Below are 14,886 nucleotides of genomic sequence, written 5' to 3' on the forward strand. Positions count from 1 at the left end.
CTGACACGGTAGCATTATTTTGAATCATATTTAGCATAAACCAATTTTGGATTAGAATCTCTAAAGCATAAACATCAATTGGATATATTATGAAAATAGCAGTAGTAGGTACAGGCTACGTAGGCTTATCAAATGCAATGCTATTGGCACAGCATAACGAAGTCGTCGCTGTCGACATTGTTCCTGAAAAAATCGACTTATTGAATACTCAGCAGTCATCTATTGAAGATGATGATATTGAGGATTTTTTATCAAATAAAAATCTCAACTTTTCTGCGACACTTGATGCGTCGGCGGCCTATAAAGGCGCTGATTTTATTATTGTGGCGACACCAACTGATTATGACGCCAAGACCAATTACTTTAATACATCAACGGTAGAAGCAGTGATTGAGCAAGTACTTTTGGTCAATCAACAAGCAACCATTATTATAAAGTCTACCGTACCAGTAGGATATACGGCGAGTATTAGAGAGCGTTATGCAACTGACCGTATTATCTTTTCACCCGAATTTCTGCGAGAAGGTAAAGCGCTGCATGACAACCTTTACCCTTCTCGAATCATTGTAGGTGAACAGTCAGAACGGGCTCAATTATTCGCTAACTTACTCCTTGAAGGCGCGATCAAAAAGGACGTACCACTACTGTTTGTAAAGCCCACTGAAGCTGAGGCAATCAAGCTGTTTTCTAATACTTATTTAGCAATGCGCGTGGCCTATTTTAATGAGCTTGATACTTACGCTCAAACCTTTGGGCTCGAAACCAAACAAATTATAGAAGGTATTGGTTTAGACCCGCGCATTGGTGATCATTATAACAACCCATCATTTGGCTATGGTGGCTACTGCTTGCCTAAAGATACCAAACAGCTATTAGCCAACTATGACGAGGTGCCAAGTAACCTAATAAAAGCCATTGTCGATTCCAACAGAACTCGTAAAGATTTTATCGCTGATAAAGTTATTGAACGAAAACCGAAAATTGTAGGTATACACCGATTGGTTATGAAAAGCGGATCAGACAACTTTAGAGCTTCTGCCATACAAGGCATCATGAAACGTATTAAGGCAAAAGGTATCAAAGTCATTGTTTACGAACCAGTATTGAAAGAAAGTACCTTTTTCAACTCACAAGTTATTCAAGACCTAGAAGCGTTTAAATCAATGAGTGATGTCATTGTGGCAAACCGTTTATCTGCTGAAATCGAAGATGTGGCGGACAAGGTCTTTACTAGAGATTTATTCGGGAGCGACTGATGAATATATTAGTCACTGGTGCGGCAGGTTTTATTGGTTTTCATCTAATCAAAGCCCTATTACAAATACAGCTGCCTAATAACAATAACTGCATCGTTGGTATTGATAACATCAACGACTACTATGACGTGAGTTTAAAAGAAGATCGCTTAACACTACTAAACGAAATATCAGAAACAAAATACTTTACGTTCATTAAGCTAGACCTTGCTGATCGCGAAGCTATGTCTGATCTTTTTTCTACCTATCAGTTCGATATTGTCATTAATTTAGGTGCCCAAGCAGGTGTGCGCTACTCTATTGAAAATCCGAATGCTTACATTGATTCAAATGTGGTTGGCTTTGTTAATATACTTGAGGGCTGCCGCCATCATGATATCAAGCATTTAATCTATGCTAGCTCCAGCTCTGTCTATGGTATGAATATAAAACAGCCTTTTACTACCGCTGATTGTGTTGATTTTCCTATCAGCTTATATGCGGCTACCAAAAAATCAAACGAGCTCATGGCTCATAGCTACAGCCATTTATATAATATCCCTACGACAGGATTAAGGTTTTTTACCGTTTACGGTCCTTATGGTCGACCTGATATGGCCTATTTTTCTTTTACCAAAAAAATTCTAGCTGGTGAGCCAATCAATATCTTCAATAATGGTGATATGCAGCGTGACTTTACCTACATTGATGATATTGTAAAAGGTATTATTCGAATAATGGATAAAGCCCCCTCTCCTCAATACTCTACTATCACTACAGCGACCGCCCCTTATAAAATATATAACATTGGCAATAATCAACCAGTAACTTTACGCCGTTTTATCACTGCCATCGAAAGCGCTTGTGGTAAAAAAGCGCAAGAGAATTTATTACCGATGCAAGCAGGTGATGTGCCTATTACTTATGCAGATATAGACGAGCTAGTAGATGATATTGATTTCAAACCTGATACCAGTATCGAAGATGGAATCACAAAGTTTGTCGAATGGTATAAGCAATACTATTCAGTTTAAGCAGAAATATTTCATAAATTATTTTGGTATCAATTTTTTCGACAGACGTTTAAGCTCTAATTGCATCATACTTGTTCAAAGGATTTTAGTGACATGACTACACCTTCAAACTGGCAAAGAAAACTGCTATTGATATTTCTAAGTGAAAAAAGATTGAATGCGGGTAAGATTGTCAAAAACTATGATGGTAAAAGCTTTGATGAGATGAAAACGACAATAATCACCGAGTCATCATGTGATATTGAAGCACTGACAGATGAGCGTAAAAGTACAGACTTAGAAATCCACTTAAATAATTTAAAGTATCAATCATTAGGAGATTCTGAGCTCTGCTTTTATCACAATACGCTTATTATATTGATGCGCCGCAAATACAAAATAGATAAAACTTTTGCTGAATTTGAGAGGCTTTGGGAATCAGAAAGCGAATATTTATTAGAGCACCTTTCGCTACGCTGGATTGTCTCAGCCTGCGATACTTTCATTGATCACTCAAATAACAGTATTAGAGCTGCTATTCTAATGAACGTCATCACTCTAATGAATACCTTAAGAGTTCATGAGACCAAAAACTTTTTACAACTGAGCACTAATGCTGAACCTAAGCCGTTATTAGACGAAAAAACCGACATACTTTATGCCGGCGATTTGCCTCTATACGATGGACTTACTTATTTCCGTATTGGTACCGATGATAGCTTAAGAAATATGCGTAAACGCTATAATAAATTTCAGAAAGTCGATAAATTGGCTACGACTATACTACTCGCTGTATTCGAAAAACTACAGAACAACCAAAGTGCTTTCGCTACTCTACGGCAATTGCATAGAGATGATTGGTCCAAATGGTGGTTAGATTAAGACCTTTTATCTACATTCTTAACATTCGATGCGAATTCGATATATTTCTTGGCTATTGTGACAGGAAGAAGTGCTTCACTAAACTCAGAGTGGAATTGCTCTGGATCTTTCATAGCTAGGCTTAATTTAGCTGCAATAGCATCTATGTCTCTCATAGGCATTAGGTTTTTTTGAGGTAACAACTCACTTGGCCCGGATTGGCAGTCAGTACTGATAACTGGTGTTCCTAACACTAAAGACTCTGCTATCACCAAGGCAAACCCTTCCCAATCAGAAGTCAATACTTTAAATTGCGCATGCTTTATATACGGAAAAGGGTTTTCATGGAAACCTAAAAAGACAACTTTATCTTCTAAGTTGAGCTCTGCTACCAACGCCTCTGTACTGCTTTGAAGCTTACCTTTGCCCAAAAGAAGCAACGGCAAAGACTGATCTGTCTTTGCGTAAGCTCTCAATAGCACATCATGACGTTTTGCTTCTTTAAAACTACCAACGTGAATAATATAATTTTGATATTCTGGAATGAAAGCATCAGCTAACTTTTGAATACCGTCTCTATCAATAGGATTATGTATTGCTGTAGTTGAGGTAACATGACCAAAGTTTTCTACAAAATCTTTTTCTACTCCGTTACTAACACAGGCACAAGGATTTTTGGAATAAATTCTCGTAAAGTTTTCTTTTCTCTGATGACCAACATCTGTTTTTGCAAACTTATACAATAATGACAAAGTATTATGAATCACGTAAATGATGTTCGGCAAGCTACTATAGCTGAAAATACTGTCTGAACGATCAAGGTTAGACAAAATGATATCAGGCTGTCCGATATTTTTTTTGACATAACGATCTACCGCATGAGCGAAAAATTTATCGCGACGCTGTGTTCCTGGTATCATCTTGTAGGGCTTGAATTTGAGCACATGATAAATAAGGTTTGGATTAAGATCATATTCAACCCGTGGTTTGAATCTTAAAATATGTACTTCGTATCCTAATTCGTAAAACCCCTGCCCCAAAGTAAGAACGACTCGCTCTGCCCCTCCACCTTGTAAACAATTAATAGCGAGCAACGCTACTTTTTTATCCTGCTTCATAAACGACAACCTATGGATGAATTTCTATTCATTTAATGTGTGAAATATTATTATATTAAATGAATCAACGTTTAAATAATTTTGCAAATAGCGATTTAGAAGCCTTTGGACGAGTTACTTTATTGCCTATGTATCCTTGTTGTGATTTTTTTGGAAAACTACCAAATGGCTCAATTCGATAACTTTCTAAATCATATCCAGCAGTAAGCGCTTCATTATAGTAGGTATCGAAAAGATCGACCAAATCCTGTCTTGGATGTGGTAATACCTCACCGTCAAACCAATGCTCAATTCCTTCCGCATTCACTCTAGGTAAGGAGTACTTATGACTGAATTGCGTTCCCATATCCGAATAATGCAAAATTTTGACTTCTTCTATTGCTAAGTCTTCACCATCGATACAGTTATAGCTATCTTGATAAGGCTCAATCAGTTGCGGTTTTTTCTTAAATAAAGCCATCATCTCTTTGTGACTTTTGGGATCTTTTTTAAGTTTCTCGATAGGCAAAACCACATTTTTTGCAGCATCACAATCCCACACACAGGTACATAGGCGAGTCATATCAGCATTTGCTTTAGCGGCTACTATAGACTGCCCTTGGATAGGATGCTGCCATAGCTTTGCTAGATCGTCTAAAATAACAACATCAGCATCCATATAGATCGCACGTCCAGAGTAATTGCAATACTCTGGAATCGCCCATCTAAAACCAGAAAAAGGCGTTGACCATTTAGTAGTATCCCAGCCCCTACCAGTCTCAGGATTTGAATACCAGTAGCTGTCCGGATCACGCGATAACTGCATCCATACTATTTCCACTGGCATACTAGTATGTTTATGAATACTATAATCTAGAACCATCATCTGCTCTAAATCACAGTTATTTGGGTCGCAGCCAACAAAGACTCTGATGGTATCATTTGTTTTCATAATTCTATCCATTCACTGGGTCATGCTTCTATCTTCACGAATATAAAGATAGAAGCATCAATACTAACGTTTGCTAATATGGTAATAACTATAAAGTTAAATCTATTCTTTCCAGTACTTTTCAATCCACCCTACTGGCAAGATAAAATGACGCAAATGGCGCAATGGGCGTTTCAAGTTTTTAGGCTCAGTAAGTCTTTTTAGATGGTCTTTAGCATTATTGGCGGCGTTTTTATTGTATCTGCCTTCAATAGCATGCGTAGGATACAAATCACCTGGAAAGATAACAATACGAGTGCCTTTAGGAATCTTCGGTTCTTTGATGTAGTTAAGCGGGAATGGTTGGCGACATTTACGTCTAAAGTGTGCCACCCAAGCTTTTGGAAATAGTTTTACACCGCCTGGTGCATTGCGGGTGACGAAGCGCTGCTCAAAACGATACTCATCAGCGATACCTTGTGGGTCAGCTTTGAACTTCTCTTGTAATGAGACAAGCGACCCGATCTTGAATCTAAAGCAAGACGTTTGCCCTAGGCGCTCTAATGGATTACTTGGGTTATAAGACAAGATAACATCATCTGGCTCGCCATATTCAAAGAAAGGATCGAGACTATCGACGATAATCACATCCAAATCTACAAATAATACTGTCCCTGTCAAATCACCGAGCTTTTCACCCCACAAACGAGATTTAGGCCACTTTCCTAACGTATTCGTTGGCATAGTGACATCTAATGGTGGCAATTCTTGACATTCGATTTCTGGACGTACGTCAGTCGTATCATCCGTAAAACAGACAAAGCGAAACGGTGGAGTGATATTACGAGATACCATACCATATAGTTTATTGGCGTAATCAGCACCGTATTTTGTACCCCATTTAATACAAATAATTTGTTTGATATTTTTATTGTCGGCTGTACTAGAATCTATTGGCATTGACTGCTCACTTTAATCGTATGAATAAATATGATGGCTATATTAGCATAAAAAAAAGACTGAACAATTATGTTCAGCCTTTTTGGTCTTTAAAGTAACGGCATTATCAATCAATAAAGCTTAACCAGTCCATATATTGCTCATTACGACCATGAACAACATCAAAGTATAAGGTCTGTAGTTTTTCAGTCAATGGTCCGCGGCCACCATTACCGATGATGCGATCGTCATATTCACGAATAGGTGTCACTTCAGCAGCAGTACCTGTCATAAATATCTCGTCAGCCAAGTAAAACTCATCACGAGTGATACGGCGTTCGATAACATTGATACCTAGGTCAGCCGCGAACTGCAAGATAGTACGGCGGGTAATACCGTCTAACGCTCCACCTGATAGGTCTGGCGTATGTAGCTCACCATTTTTCACCAAAAATAAGTTTTCGCCCGCACCCTGACATACAAATCCTTGTGGATCCATCAAGATAGCTTCGTCATAGCCATTACGCGTCACTTCTTGATTGGCCATGATAGACACAGGATAGTTACTAGAGGCTTTAGCCTTACACATAGTCACGTTTGGCATGTGATGTGTATAAGATGACGTTTTTACACGGATACCATTTTTGATGCCTTCTTCACCAAGATAAGCACCCCAATGCCAAGCAGCAACCATTGCATTGATGCTGTTATCACGTGAAGACAAGCCAAGTTTTTCTGCACCTACCCAAATGAGCGGACGAATATAAGCTTCTGCCAAGTTGTTTTGCTTGACCACATCCTTATGTGCTTGCTCTAAAGTGGCAGCATCAAAAGGTACGTCCATTTGAAAGATTTTAGCTGAGCCAAGTAGACGCTCGGTGTGTTCTTTTAGGCGGAAAATAGCGGTACGATTATCCGCTGTTTGGTAAGCTCGTACGCCTTCAAACACAGCCATACCGTAATGCAAGCTATGTGTAAGCACATGAACTTTAGCATCTGGCTGTTCGATCATCGTGCCATTCATCCAAAGCTTACCATCTTGTGTTGCCATATTCATTTTATTGTCCTTATGCTAGCACTGACGTCTAACTTTTTTTAGGTAGGTTTTATTTAACAGTATTGATCAACATCGTATGATAACACCGCAGCGTCAATTTTTACTGCCTAAACAACAGCTTCATTATGACAAACGACTGACAGTATTATGATGATGTGTGACCGATTATATCACTGGCCGTCTTGGCAAATGAATTCTTTTGGTTTGGCACTATATGGTTTTTAATTATATCGTTCCTAGCTACCAATTCTATCCATAGTTTTCGTTTATAGCTTTTATTGATAGTTTTTGTTTATAGCTTCTATTTATCGTAACGCATTACAGTTTAAGCGTCTCTTGGACTATCGGCAAGGCCTTAATCATACAAGTTTCGATATTACTCGTCATCTGTCTCCACGCCCATGAGATGCTGCCACTGTGACTGTACTAACGCTCGCGTCTCCTGCCACAGTGACTCATCAACGAGCAAAGACTGCTCTGATAGTGCTAACTGATGCGTGGCAGCACGTATTCTTAGATAGGCATCGGTCAAATCCTGACAGACTTGGTCATTCCAAATACCAAGCAAAGCAACTTCTGCAAAAATTCGCACATTATCGCTCCATTTGGTCAAACTCGGATATTCATGCGAGTAAGCCAATACAGCAAACTGTGCTAAAAACTCAATGTCTACAATACCGCCTGCATCTTGCTTAAGATGAAACTTACCCGCTTCCTGCTGCCATTGACTCGTGCCTAGATGCTTTTGCATTTTGATACGCATGCTGGTGACTTCGCTACGTACTTGATCCAGTGTCCGTGGCAACGACAATACGTCGCGGCGAATATCACAAAAGCGTGCAGTGACTCGTCTGTCCCCGCAAATTGCACGAGCACGTACCAACGCTTGATGCTCCCATGACCATGCTTTATCCATTTGATAGGTTTCAAAGGCATGACAAGACACTACCATCATGCCAGCGTTTCCTGAAGGCCGCAGGCGCATATCAATCTCATAGGCACGGCCATCACGGGTTTGAGTATTGAGATAATTCATCAGCTTTTGTACAAGACGCGCGGCAAACTTCATACCACTGACTGATTTTTCACCAGTGGTCATACCTTGCTCTTTTATCTTGTGTAAGAATACCAAGTCCAAATCTGAAGAATACGATAACTCTAAGCCACCAAGCTTGCCATAACCGATAATCGCAAAGCCGCAGTCCGCTTCAGTGACTGGGTCGCCATCTTGGCCAATGGGATACCCATAACGGTTAACAATCTCTGCAAAAGCGCGCTCTAATGCTGCTTCTAGTACCACTTCAGCGATGTAAGTCAATGAATCCGATACTTTCATAATCGGGCGTTCAGCCAATACATCACTAGCAGCGACAGCCAACACTTGATTCTTCTTGAACAGACGTAGGACGCTCAACAGCTCTTCTTCATCGTTTGGCTCGACGCGTAGCAACTGTTGACGCAAGATATCACGCAGCTCACGTTTATCTGGCAGATGGCGATAACGCTGCTGCAAAAATGTGTCTAATAATACAGGATACTGAGCCAACTCTTTTGCAATCCACGGGCTGGCAGATAGCATTGGAATCAGCTCAATCGTTGCATTAGGGTTTTCAGCAATCATGACCAAGTAGATAGAACGACGGCAAATCGCTTCAAGCAGTGAGATTAATCTTGGTAAAGCAGTATTGGCAAGTTGCTGCTGTTCTTGATGGGCTAACAACGCATGGACAATGACAGGATATGCATCGTCTAAACGCTCTCTGGCCTCATCACTTAAGTTAGCCACCATTTTTGATTGCCAAAAGTTCTGTAGTAACTCGCGATTTTCTTCTGTTAGCACTTCATTTAAACGGGCAATTTGCTCATCTAAGTGCTCTGGTTCTAGATCAGTATCTTCATTATCAGGTACTTGACGTTCAGTGACCATACGCTCAAACGGTACATTGACACTCTCGCGATGACGATTAAGCTGATCTAATAAGGCATGCCAGTTTTCAAAATTTAGCGTCACGGCTAGATTATGCTGCCATTGCTCATCGTGTGGTAAGCGCTGGGTCTGCTGATCATTAATCGCTTGAATAGCATGTTCAAGCCGGCGTAAAAACCGATACGCTGCCTGTAGCTGCTCATAAGTTGAATGCTCCAGATAGCCAAGCTCACATAATACTTGCATCGCTTGCAAGCAAGGTTTGATTTGCAGCTGTGGATGCCGACCGCCATAGATAAGCTGAAATGCCTGTACGATAAACTCGATATCTCTGATACCGCCCGCGCCAAGCTTGATATTGTCCAAGTCTTCACGCTGTGCAACTTGGTTTTGAATAAGAGACTTCATCTCTCTCAATGCCGAAAACGCACTGTAGTCCACGTAATAACGAAAGACAAATGGCTTAATCAGCGCTTGTATCTCTTCATAAAATGGCTGGTCTATTTGTCCGACCACGCGTGCTTTTAACCAAGCAAAACGCTCCCATGCACGCCCATGCATCGTAAAGTACTTTTGCAATGCGGACAGATGAATGGCCAAATCACTTCCATCGCCCCATGGACGTAAGCGCATATCTACTCGAAAGACAAAACCGTCAGCGGTCTTGTTATCAAGCAGTTTAATAATGCCTTGACCCAATCTGGTCATAAAGCGTTTGTTATCTATGCTACGTGTGCCTTTTGCCTTATTGCCATTGGTCTCGCCGCGTGCTTGATGCACAAATATTAGGTCAATATCACTTGATAAATTCAGCTCTTGCGCACCAAGTTTACCCATGGCCATGATTGCCATATCATCGATTTGTATATTGCCTTGTTCATTGATAAAGGTCGGCTCACCATATTTAGCAACCAAATGCTGATAAGTATAATCCTTAGCAAAAGAGATACAGCCATCTGCAAATTCAGACAACTCATCGGTCAGCTGCTCCAGACTGATCGTCTGCAAGGCATCTTGCCAAATCCAGCGCATCATTAGTAGCGTGCGCAAGTGACGCAGACCACTCATGACCTTGGTTTCATCAGCGAGTTGATAGTTCTCATCTAACGTATAATCTTGTATCAGATCATCGATTTGCTGGCGGGTCAACGTACTATTCAATGGATAGCTACGCAAAAACGTCTGACATGAAACGGTCCGACTTTCCCAAATCTGATAAGCAAATTCGCTCGCTGTCTGCAGGACTTGCAGTTGTTCTACGGTAGGCTGATAATCTGTACCATTGTTCACACGTGAGGGCATAGCAGGTAACATAGTGACAAAAACTCCTTACATAGAATGGTAAGACTACGTGAACCTAGCTCATAAGTTTATTGTTTTTTCTTACGAGGCAGTCACAGCATCAAATAATAATACTCAGTGTGCCTACACTTGAGATAAAACCACGTTAAATAACAGTGACTCTATTTGGTTTGCGGCGCTTTATGTTAGCATAAACATCTTTGATAGAGACGACGCGCCGCTCTTTTATGACATAACGATATTTGACGTGACAGTATGATCCGCTGTATGTCGCATTATCAGTATAAATTCTGTTTTCTATCACGCAAATTTGCACACAAGCACTATAATAATAACGACCAAATGACTTTATACAAAGCATTTATAGCAACTCGGCCATAATTTTTAAACTCTTATTTATAATATGTGATACCGCGCCTTATGACGACCACTACCCCGTTACTACTGATTACTGCTGACCCTAGTCACCCATTGGCACACTTGGCGTTACGCTATGCACGTGCTTATTTGAAGGGCGCAGCGAATAGTCATGATATTGATAACACTGACACTAATAGCATAGGCAGCAGCGATAATGCTACCTTTGAACAACCATTGCTCAATGTCTTCTTTTATGGGGATTCGGCTCACATAGCCAATCGATTGCGTTGGCAGTCAGCCGATCAATTAGACTTGACCAAAGAATGGCAGTCATTGGCTGAGCAGTATCAATTACCCCTGCCTGTCTGTGTCAGTACAGCACTTAGCCGCGGTGTGAGTGATGTAGACAACAGCTCACGCCATCAGCTTGACGGTGCCAATCTTGCGACAGGGTTTACGTTAGTGGGACTCAGTGAGCTTGCGATGATGATGCAGGATAACTGTCGTTTGATACAGTTTTGATAGCATGTCGTTTGATAACTTGTCTATTGGGATCACTGGTAGCGGTAACTATTTTTAGGAATATATAATGAGATTATTAATTCAGCTGCATACGCCCACTGAAGCAGCAAGCTACGAAGGTTGTGCGCTTGCGCTAACTTTAGCGACATTTGGTCATGAGGTGCAATTGTTCTTAGATGCGCCTGTCTTTGGCTTATTGATGCAATCTGACTCGCGGCTGCATGGCATGATTCAGTCACTTGAGCTTTACGATATGCCAGCAGCTTGGCTACCTGATGACGTCTTTAGTGGCTGGGTCACTGGTATGTTGCCGACAGATCTGGCATCACAGCTTACACTCGTGCCAGAGGTCATCAACGCACAAGACTTTGAGCAGATACTTACCTTTTAAATCGCTATATAACTTAGATTTATAAAATAATAAAGCACGTAATCGGATACCTTTATGGCAACTTTATATCAATTGCATAGCACGATGGCTACCCTTAGACGCAGCACCGAAGAGATGTCTCGCACTTGGCGCACGGGCGACAGCATCCTTCTGCTTGGCAGCACTCCAGCTTTTATTGATTGGCTCAATGCTTATTTAAATGATAGCGATATCGAGGATATTGCTGGTATTTACGCATTAGCAGATGACATCGCACAGCTCACAGCAAATACAACTGCCAAGCTTAATTTAGAGACTAAGTTGACTGCTATTTTAACCGATGCAGAATGGGTGAACCTGACTCAGAGCAGTCAGTTTGATAAAGTGGTGACGATTGCCTTATGAGTAATGATATGACCACTCACAACGCTGCATTATCGGCGGCTGATATCGAATTAGATCAAGACGGCCATCTGTGTGACCATACGATTTGGACGCCTGCTATCGCGCAGCAATTAGCAGACACACTAGAGGTTGATCTAAGCGATGAGCATTTAGAAATTTTGCAACAAGTGCGCGCATTTTTTGACAAATTTAATCACGCGCCAGCAACCCGTCCATTAATCAAATGGCTACAAAAGACTTTGCCAGAACTCGATATTAGCAATCAAAAGCTACAGCAGTTGTTTAATACAGGTTTAGTCGCGCGTCATGTCAATCGCTTAGCAGGACTACCAAAACCACCAAACTGTTTATAAGTGCTTTATAGGCGATAAGATACAATCGATGGCGCACTAGAAACTTATCATATGCTTTGAGCAGTGTATAACTGCTCATTAAGTACACAAATATTTTTAAGTCTATAGTTATTGCTTTGTGGAATCGCTATTTTGGGTCATAGACTGTCAATGTCTCATAACCAACGCTACGACCTTCATCGCCTGAAAATCCTTGCTGTCGCCATATCTCATATAGACATATAGCTACGCTATTTGATAAGTTCAAACTGCGCGAGTCAGCTAGCATAGGCAGTCTTAGCCAATTATCAGCACCGATATCTTCACGTATATCATCTGCCAGACCTGCCGTCTCAGAACCAAAGACTAGCGCGATATTGGGCATAGCAGCCTTATTAGATGCTTCAGAGTCCGAGTTTTTGCCAAAGTCATAATCGTAGAACGGTTTGCTCAGTTTGGTTGTCAATGCGGTAACGACATGGCAGTCAGCGGCTTTTAGAGCTTGTCTCGCAGCCGTCCAATCATCATGCACTTGCAAATGAGCATATTCGTGATAATCAAGACCTGCACGGCGTAGCTTTTTATCATCAAGCTCAAATCCTAACGGTCTGACTAAATGCAGCTGTGCCCCGCTATTGGCACACAGTCGAATAATATTGCCAGTGTTACTTGGCATTTTTGGTGCTACTAGCACGATATGGATGGTCATTCTTACTCCACAAATATTCAGCGCTCTATTATTTAAATTTATGCGCGGTAGGTAATCGAAAGTTACAGTTTACTGCCAATAATTACATTTTGATACTGTGCAGCGTTTTTAACTTTCACTATGATGTCTGTAATGGATAACGCGATAGCATTTATGTATGACTGTCTCATCCAATACCCCTTCAGTGAAGCTTGAGCACACGCTTAGCGTCACTGTTGTTATTTATAACCATTCATTTATCTTTGAGGATACTATTATGAAAAAAGTAATCATCGCATCTTTAACTGCTATGTTCGTTCTAACTGGTTGCAACACGTTCAAAGGCTTTGGCCAAGACGTATCAAGCGCTGGCGATGCTGTAACTGGCGGCGCACAAGAAGTACAAAACAAAATCTAAGGTCTGCTTTTTTTAGATTTTCAAAAGGGCTTATCATTTATTTGATAAGCCTTTTTTGTGTTCTTACTTCGCTGCTGTTAAACAATCACCCAAGTATGATTTTATAAAAACGCGCGTAATATCTGATTGAGATAACGCTGACCTAATACGGTCGGTTGCAACTGCGTATCACTATCTACCAACAATCCTTGTTTGACCAGACTGTTTACTTGTTCAGTAATACTATCAAGCGTTAATCCAGTTCTCTTTTCAAACAGTGACCAAGCGACACCGCCTTGTAAGCGCAGTGCGTTTAGCATAAACTCGCTCACTAACTCCTCTTGATCAATCACTTGCCAGCCAACCATTTTTGGTGTGATTTGACGTGTATCGGACATCTCAGTGGCATCTGGATTCATTACTACATAATCTTTTGGTAAACGTGATTTGCTAAAGCGATAGATACCTGACGCTATTAACAAGTCATCTTCCATTTTATCTTTTACGTCTGATGAATGACCACCATTGCTATCGTTACGACCAATCGTCACCTTACCATGTGCTCCAGCGCCGATGGCTAAATAGTCGCCAAACTGCCAATAGTTGATATTATGACGACATGGTTTATCTGACTCACCTGCCCACGCAGACACCTCATAGTTGCTATAACCTAATTGCTGCAATAGCGACTGACCTGCTTGTTCAATATCTGCCAAATTGTCCTCATCGGGTAAAATAGGCTGGCTACGGTAAAACACGGTATTCGGCTCAATAGTCAGTTGATACCAAGAGATATGCGTTGCGCCAGCATCATGCGCCATTTGGATATCTTCTAGCGCTTCATTCATGGTTTGCTTCGGTAGACCGTGCATCAGGTCGACGTTGACCCGTGCAAATCCAGCTGCTTTGGCAGCTCGAATTGCTGATAATGCTTGCATAGGATCATGGATACGCCCAAGTACCTTTAGCTTATCAGCGGCAAAGCTCTGTACGCCGATAGACAGACGATTGATACCAACCTCTAAATACTGCGCAAATGGTGCATGCTCAAGCGTGCCGGGATTGGCCTCCATCGTGACTTCGATGTCTTCTGCAAATTCAAAACACGTACGTAACCCAGTAAATAATCGCTGATATTGAGCAATAGGTAGCAAAGACGGCGTGCCGCCACCGATAAATATCGAACCAATTTTTCGGTTCTGAGTTAAAGGTTGCTGCATCGCGGCGTCTAACAATAATGCATCGACGTATTCCTCATACATGGATAGCTCACTGTCTATCGGTAGCTCATGCGAATTAAAATCGCAATAAGGACACTTCTTCACACACCACGGAATGTGAATGTAAAGAGACAATGGAATGTCGGTCACGTCTACCGCGATAGTATCCGTCGTTGGTTCAGTAAGACTTAACGTATTCAGGTCATTTAGCATACTGTCTGTATTCACTT

General features: G+C 41.1%; 15 protein-coding genes. 8 read left to right on the forward strand and 7 right to left on the reverse strand.

What is annotated here, in order from left to right:
* Positions 1 to 89: 89 nt before the first annotated feature.
* The 3 genes from ACTXGF_RS21750 (at position 90) to ACTXGF_RS21760 (ending at position 3,130) form a co-directional block, all read left to right on the forward strand.
* Positions 90 to 1,256 carry a nucleotide sugar dehydrogenase gene (locus tag ACTXGF_RS21750; RefSeq protein WP_443532854.1) on the forward strand — a complete coding sequence of 389 codons (1,167 nt, stop codon included), beginning with the start codon at positions 90 to 92 and terminating at the stop codon, positions 1,254 to 1,256.
* Complete coding sequence (locus ACTXGF_RS21755; RefSeq protein WP_443532853.1) at positions 1,256 to 2,269, forward strand: NAD-dependent epimerase; 1,014 nt, start codon at positions 1,256 to 1,258, stop codon at positions 2,267 to 2,269. Before ACTXGF_RS21750 ends, ACTXGF_RS21755 begins: the two co-directional genes overlap by 1 nt.
* 93 nt (positions 2,270 to 2,362) lie before the next feature.
* Positions 2,363 to 3,130 carry a hypothetical protein gene (locus ACTXGF_RS21760; RefSeq protein WP_443532851.1) on the forward strand — a complete coding sequence of 256 codons (768 nt, stop codon included), beginning with the start codon at positions 2,363 to 2,365 and terminating at the stop codon, positions 3,128 to 3,130.
* Here ACTXGF_RS21760 and ACTXGF_RS21765 read toward each other — a convergent pair.
* The 5 genes from ACTXGF_RS21765 to glnE form a co-directional block, all read right to left on the reverse strand.
* Complete coding sequence (locus tag ACTXGF_RS21765; protein WP_443532849.1) at positions 3,127 to 4,227, reverse strand: glycosyltransferase; 1,101 nt, start codon at positions 4,225 to 4,227, stop codon at positions 3,127 to 3,129. The two genes, ACTXGF_RS21760 and ACTXGF_RS21765, sit on opposite strands and share 4 nt — an antisense overlap.
* A 64-nt stretch (positions 4,228 to 4,291) precedes the next feature.
* Entirely contained in the window at positions 4,292 to 5,158 is an 867-nt protein-coding gene (locus ACTXGF_RS21770) for a glycosyltransferase (RefSeq protein ID WP_443532847.1), read from the reverse strand.
* 102 nt (positions 5,159 to 5,260) lie between these two features.
* A complete protein-coding gene (locus ACTXGF_RS21775) occupies positions 5,261 to 6,097 on the reverse strand; it encodes a glycosyl transferase (protein WP_443532845.1) in 837 nt (278 codons plus the stop codon).
* 106 nt (positions 6,098 to 6,203) lie between these two features.
* On the reverse strand, positions 6,204 to 7,133 hold the full coding sequence (locus tag ACTXGF_RS21780) for a branched-chain amino acid transaminase (RefSeq protein ID WP_296207733.1): 930 nt from the start codon (positions 7,131 to 7,133) through the stop codon (positions 6,204 to 6,206).
* A gap of 376 nt (positions 7,134 to 7,509) precedes the next feature.
* On the reverse strand, positions 7,510 to 10,374 hold the full coding sequence (gene glnE / locus ACTXGF_RS21785) for a bifunctional [glutamate--ammonia ligase]-adenylyl-L-tyrosine phosphorylase/[glutamate--ammonia-ligase] adenylyltransferase (protein ID WP_443532843.1): 2,865 nt from the start codon (positions 10,372 to 10,374) through the stop codon (positions 7,510 to 7,512).
* 408 nt (positions 10,375 to 10,782) lie between these two features.
* On the opposite strand from glnE, the gene tusD reads away from it, so the two are divergent.
* From tusD to ACTXGF_RS21805, 4 genes are all read left to right on the forward strand, one after another.
* Positions 10,783 to 11,244: a sulfurtransferase complex subunit TusD gene (tusD, locus tag ACTXGF_RS21790; protein ID WP_443532842.1), complete on the forward strand. Its 462-nt coding sequence runs from the start codon at positions 10,783 to 10,785 to the stop codon at positions 11,242 to 11,244.
* 67 nt (positions 11,245 to 11,311) lie between these two features.
* A complete protein-coding gene (locus ACTXGF_RS21795) occupies positions 11,312 to 11,635 on the forward strand; it encodes a hypothetical protein (RefSeq protein WP_057759713.1) in 324 nt (107 codons plus the stop codon).
* Between the two features lie 54 nt (positions 11,636 to 11,689).
* Positions 11,690 to 12,019 (forward strand): hypothetical protein, encoded by a 330-nt coding sequence (locus tag ACTXGF_RS21800; protein ID WP_443532840.1) that lies wholly within the window; start codon positions 11,690 to 11,692, stop codon positions 12,017 to 12,019.
* A gap of 8 nt (positions 12,020 to 12,027) precedes the next feature.
* Positions 12,028 to 12,372, forward strand: coding sequence for a TusE/DsrC/DsvC family sulfur relay protein (locus tag ACTXGF_RS21805; RefSeq protein WP_443532951.1), 345 nt, complete (start codon positions 12,028 to 12,030; stop codon positions 12,370 to 12,372).
* Positions 12,373 to 12,499: 127 nt separating this feature from the next.
* Here ACTXGF_RS21805 and ACTXGF_RS21810 read toward each other — a convergent pair whose 3' ends face one another.
* Positions 12,500 to 13,060: a tRNA (cytidine(34)-2'-O)-methyltransferase gene (locus tag ACTXGF_RS21810; protein WP_443532838.1), complete on the reverse strand. Its 561-nt coding sequence runs from the start codon at positions 13,058 to 13,060 to the stop codon at positions 12,500 to 12,502.
* A gap of 256 nt (positions 13,061 to 13,316) precedes the next feature.
* On the opposite strand from ACTXGF_RS21810, the gene ACTXGF_RS21815 reads away from it, so the two are divergent.
* A complete protein-coding gene (locus tag ACTXGF_RS21815; RefSeq protein WP_057759705.1) occupies positions 13,317 to 13,457 on the forward strand; it encodes an entericidin A/B family lipoprotein in 141 nt (46 codons plus the stop codon).
* A gap of 101 nt (positions 13,458 to 13,558) precedes the next feature.
* Here the strand turns inward: ACTXGF_RS21815 and hemW are convergent, their stop codons facing one another.
* Positions 13,559 to 14,869: a radical SAM family heme chaperone HemW gene (gene hemW / locus ACTXGF_RS21820; protein ID WP_443532949.1), complete on the reverse strand. Its 1,311-nt coding sequence runs from the start codon at positions 14,867 to 14,869 to the stop codon at positions 13,559 to 13,561.
* Positions 14,870 to 14,886: the final 17 nt, after the last annotated feature.

Origin of the sequence: Psychrobacter sp. 1Y6 (genome assembly GCF_052258385.2) — a bacterium.
GTDB lineage: Bacteria > Pseudomonadota > Gammaproteobacteria > Pseudomonadales > Moraxellaceae > Psychrobacter.